Origin of the sequence: Mycobacterium sp., assembly GCF_049585075.1 — a bacterium.
Classification (GTDB): Bacteria; Actinomycetota; Actinomycetes; order Mycobacteriales; family Mycobacteriaceae; genus Mycobacterium.
The window spans coordinates 1-3,917 of the sequence record NZ_JBAUZA010000120.1; the positions used below are offsets into that span (position 1 = coordinate 1).

Here is a 3,917-nt window from a genome sequence, read left to right on the forward strand (position 1 = left end):
ATGTTTTCCCTGCACGACGTCGTGCCCAGCCCGTTGCGCATCGGTGTGGAAATGATTGCCGTCCAGGCCGGCGCGGAATTGGAACTCGATCTACGAGTCGAGTCGGTGTCCGAAGGTGTGTTGGTGACCGGGACGCTGACCGCACCCACCACCGGCGAATGCTCCCGCTGCCTCACGCCGGTGAGCGGACGCGTAGAAGTTGGCCTGACCGAGCTGTTCGCCTATCCGGACAGCATCACCGACGCGACCACCGAGGAGGACGAGGTCGGGCGGGTCGCCGGTGACTTCGTCGATCTCGAGCAGCCGATCATCGACGCTGTCGGGCTGGAGCTGCCGTTCTCACCGGTGTGCCAGCCGGACTGCCCCGGGTTGTGCCCGCAGTGCGGCGTCGCGCTGGCAACCGCCGAGCCCGGTCATCACCATGATGAGATCGATCCGCGGTGGGCCAAGCTGACTGCCATGTTGCCACCCGACAACGACGGGGGACGGAGTGAATGAGCTGCTCGACGCGCTCGGCGTCGAATTGCCCGATGAGCTGCTGACCTTGGCGCTGACCCACCGCAGCTACGCCTACGAGAACGGCGGTCTGCCCACCAACGAGCGCTTGGAGTTTCTCGGCGACGCGGTCCTGGGCCTGACCGTGACCGACGAATTGTTCCACCGACACCCCGACCGCTCGGAGGGCGATCTGGCCAAACTGCGGGCCAGCGTGGTCAACACCCAGGCGCTGGCCGAAGTCGCGCGGAAGCTGACCGGGGACGGCCTCGGCGCATATCTGCTGTTGGGGCGCGGCGAGATCAATACCGGCGGGTCCGACAAATCCAGCATCCTGGCGGACACCATGGAATCGCTGCTGGGAGCGATCTACCTGCACCTGGGCATGGACGGCGTGCGGGAAGTTATTTTGCGGCTGTTCGGGCCGCTGTTGGACGCCGCGCCGACGCTGGGCGCCGGACTGGACTGGAAGACCAGCCTGCAGGAGCTCACCGCAGCTCGCGGCCTGGGCGCGCCGTCGTATCAGGTCACCTCGACAGGACCTGACCATCACAAAGAATTCACCGCTGTGGTGACAGTGGCCGACACCGAATACGGGTCGGGCGTGGGCAGGTCCAAGAAGGAAGCCGAGCAGCATGCCGCCGCGGCGGCGTGGAAAACGCTGAGCGTGCTCGACAGCGCGTGATGTAGATATGCCCGAACTACCCGAGGTTGAGGTGGTGCGGCGCGGCTTGCAGGCCCACGTGGTGGGCCGGACCATCACCGCCGTCCGCGTGCATCACCCCCGCGCCGTGCGCCGCCACGAGGCGGGCCCCGCCGACCTGACCGCGCGGCTGCTGGACGCCCGGATCACCGGCACCGATCGGCGCGGGAAATACCTGTGGCTCATCCTCGACGAGGGCGATTGCGCGCTGGTCGTCCATCTCGGCATGAGCGGTCAAATGCTGCTCGGGACCGTGCCGAACGCGGGCCACCTGCGGATCGCGGCGGTTCTCGACGACGGGACGACGCTGAGCTTCGTCGACCAGCGTACGTTCGGCGGGTGGCTGCTGGCTGAGCTGATCGACGTGGACGGCAGCGTGGTTCCCGTGCCCGTCGCTCACCTGGGACGCGATCTGCTCGACCCGAAATTCGACATCGATGCCGTGGTAAATATGTTGCGGCGCAAGCATTCTGAGATCAAGCGCCAGCTGTTGGACCAGACCGTGGTGTCCGGGATCGGCAACATCTACGCCGACGAAGCGTTGTGGCGGGCCAAGGTGAACGGCGCGCGGCTTGCCGACACCTTGACCCGCAAGCAGCTCAAGGCAGTGCTGCACGCGGCCGCCGAGGTGATGCGCGACGCGTTGGCGCAGGGCGGCACGTCGTTCGATTCGTTGTACGTCAACGTCAACGGCCAGTCCGGCTACTTCGACCGGTCTCTCGATGTCTACGGCCGGGAAGGCAAACACTGCCGACGCTGTGGCGCGGTGATCCGCCGGGAGAAGTTCATGAACCGCTCGTCGTTCTACTGCCCGCGCTGCCAGCCGCGGCCGCGGCGGTAATTGGGTCTGGCTCTGCCAACCCCGCCGAGATCGACGCTAGTGCCGCGCTCGGCCGGGTTTTTGGCGCTGGCGTCGATCTCGGTGTGCACCAGACCCGGTAGAAAGAAACCCATGACGGAACTGTGGGTGGAACGCAGCGGGGTGCGTCGCTACACCGGGCACAGCTCGCGCGGCGCGCAGGTACTGATCGGCTCCGAGGACGTCGACGGCGTATTCACCCCCGGCGAGCTGATGAAGATCGCTCTGGCCGCGTGTAGCGGGATGTCCAGCGACCTGCCGTTGGTACGTCGGCTTGGCGACGACTATCAGGCGACCGTGCGGGTTTCCGGCGAGGCCGACCGTGACCAGGAGCGTTATCCGCTGCTGCAAGAGACCCTCGAGATCGACCTGTCAGGCTTGAGCGACGACGAGAAGGCACGGGTGCTGACCGTCGTCGAGCGCGCCGTCGACCAGGTGTGCACCGTGGGTCGCACACTCAAATCAGGTACCACAGTCAGGTTCGAGGTAGCCGATGTCTCAAGAAACCCAACCTGACGCCCGGTTGACGGCTTGGGTGCACGGTCGCGTGCAGGGCGTCGGATTTCGATGGTGGACCCGAAGCCGTGCGCTGGAGCTAGGCCTGACCGGGTACGCGGCTAACCGGCCAGACGGACGCGTCCAGGTCGTCGCGCAGGGCTCGCGTGACGCATGTGAACAGTTGTTGCGCGTGTTGCAGAGTGGAAAAACACCAGGCCACGTCGACAACGTAGTTGCCGATTGGTCGCCGCGCGGCGAACCGATCAACGGCTTCACCGAGCGGTAGTCTGGCACGCCGTGTACCTCAAGAGCCTGACGCTGAAGGGTTTCAAATCCTTCGCCTCGCCGACGACTCTGCGGTTCGAGCCGGGCATCACCGCAGTGGTCGGACCCAACGGGTCGGGCAAGTCCAACGTGGTTGATGCGCTGGCCTGGGTGATGGGGGAGCAGGGCGCCAAAACGCTGTGCGGCGGCAAGATGGAAGACGTCATCTTCGCCGGGACGTCGTCTCGGGCCCCGTTGGGCCGCGCCGAGGTCACCGTCACAATCGACAACTCCGACAACGCGTTGCCGATCGAGTACTCCGAGGTGTCGATCACCCGCCGGATGTTTCGCGACGGCGCCAGTGAATACGAAATCAACGGCAGCAGTTGCCGTTTGATGGATATCCAGGAGCTGCTGAGCGACTCCGGCATCGGCCGTGAAATGCATGTCATCGTCGGGCAGGGCAAGCTCAACGAGATCCTGGAATCGCGGCCGGAGGATCGTCGGGCATTCATCGAGGAAGCCGCCGGTGTGCTCAAACACCGCAAGCGCAAAGAAAAAGCCGTTCGCAAGCTGGAGTCGATGTCGGCGAACCTGGCCCGGCTCACCGATCTGACCACCGAACTGCGCCGCCAGCTCAAACCGCTGGGCCGGCAGGCGGAGGTGGCCCGTCGCGCCCAGACCATTCAGGCCGACCTGCGCGACGCCCGGCTGCGGCTGGCCGCCGACGACGTGGTCGCCCGGCAGGCCGAGCTCAACGACACCAACCAGGCCGAGGCGGCATTGCGCCGCGATCACGATGAGGCTTCGGCCCGGATGGCGGTCGCGTCCGATGAGCTGGCTACAAATGAAGACGCCTTGGCCAGCCTTTCTGAGCGCGCGGAATTGGCGCAGCAGACCTGGTTTCGGTTGTCCGCGTTGGCCGAACGGGTGAGCGCGACCGTGCGCATCGCCAGCGAGCGTGCTCAGCACCTGGACGTCGAGCCGGCCACGACCGGCGGCCCTGACCCCGACGCGTTGGAGGCCGAGGCGCAACAGGTTGCGGCCGCCGAGCAGCAGCTGCTGGCCGAGCTGGCCGCCACCCGCACCCGGCTCGAC

The 3,917-nt window shown here is 66.2% G+C and carries 7 protein-coding genes; 6 read left to right on the top strand and 1 reads right to left on the bottom strand.

Going from position 1 to position 3,917, the window contains the following annotated elements; translation table 11 throughout:
* The 3 genes from WB785_RS05580 to mutM all read left to right on the top strand — a co-directional run.
* A partial coding sequence (locus tag WB785_RS05580) for a YceD family protein (protein WP_424077741.1) occupies positions 1–498 on the top strand: 498 nt, incomplete at its 5' end.
* Positions 491–1,180 carry a ribonuclease III gene (gene rnc / locus WB785_RS05585; protein ID WP_424077742.1) on the top strand — a complete coding sequence of 230 codons (690 nt, stop codon included), beginning with the start codon at positions 491–493 and terminating at the stop codon, positions 1,178–1,180. The genes WB785_RS05580 and rnc, both read left to right, overlap by 8 nt.
* A 7-nt stretch (positions 1,181–1,187) precedes the next feature.
* Positions 1,188–2,039 (top strand): DNA-formamidopyrimidine glycosylase, encoded by an 852-nt coding sequence (mutM, locus tag WB785_RS05590; RefSeq protein WP_424077743.1) that lies wholly within the window; start codon positions 1,188–1,190, stop codon positions 2,037–2,039.
* Here the strand turns inward: mutM and WB785_RS05595 are convergent.
* Positions 2,003–2,152 carry a hypothetical protein gene (locus WB785_RS05595; protein ID WP_424077744.1) on the bottom strand — a complete coding sequence of 50 codons (150 nt, stop codon included), beginning with the start codon at positions 2,150–2,152 and terminating at the stop codon, positions 2,003–2,005. The genes mutM and WB785_RS05595 overlap by 37 nt on opposite strands.
* On the opposite strand from WB785_RS05595, the gene WB785_RS05600 reads away from it, so the two are divergent.
* The 3 genes from WB785_RS05600 to WB785_RS05610 all read left to right on the top strand — a co-directional run.
* Positions 2,151–2,573 (top strand): OsmC family protein, encoded by a 423-nt coding sequence (locus WB785_RS05600; protein WP_424077745.1) that lies wholly within the window; start codon positions 2,151–2,153, stop codon positions 2,571–2,573. The genes WB785_RS05595 and WB785_RS05600 overlap by 2 nt on opposite strands.
* Positions 2,551–2,841: an acylphosphatase gene (locus WB785_RS05605; protein ID WP_424077747.1), complete on the top strand. Its 291-nt coding sequence runs from the start codon at positions 2,551–2,553 to the stop codon at positions 2,839–2,841. The genes WB785_RS05600 and WB785_RS05605 overlap by 23 nt, the downstream gene beginning before the upstream one ends.
* Before the next feature lie 11 nt (positions 2,842–2,852).
* Positions 2,853–3,917 (top strand): chromosome segregation SMC family protein (locus WB785_RS05610; protein WP_424077748.1); only part of this gene is annotated, 1,065 nt, incomplete at its 3' end.